1 pseudogene is annotated in these 322 nt (G+C 62.1%); it reads left to right on the top strand.

Features of this window, described 5'->3' with window-relative positions:
• Positions 1-322, top strand: a pseudogene (locus tag SB765_RS28705) (LTA synthase family protein); the annotation flags it as partial.

The raw sequence follows: 322 nt of genomic DNA, 5'->3' as shown, positions 1-322 counted from the left end.
GCCCGGGAAACCGCGCAACTGGCCAGCCAGATCGACTTGGCGCCCACCTTGCTGGGCCTGCTCAACCTGAGCTACGAGTCCACCTTCTTTGGTCGCAACCTGTTGCAAGACAGCCCATTGCCACCACGTGTGGTGGTCGGCAACTACCAGCACCTGGGGTTGTTCGACGGCAAGGACCTGGCGATCCTCAGCCCGCGCCAAGGGTTGCGTCGCCATGACCAGGCGCTGGGTGAAAGCCAGGAGCTACGCGTGGGCAGCGATGATCCGTTGATCCAGCGGGCGATCACCTACTATCAAGCTGCCAGCTACGGTTACACACAAC

Source organism: Pseudomonas sp. SIMBA_067 (assembly GCF_046534675.1).
Lineage (GTDB): Bacteria > Pseudomonadota > Gammaproteobacteria > Pseudomonadales > Pseudomonadaceae > Aquipseudomonas > Aquipseudomonas putida.
Note: the sequence above shows the minus strand (reverse complement) of the source record. Positions and strands in the feature narration are given on the sequence as shown.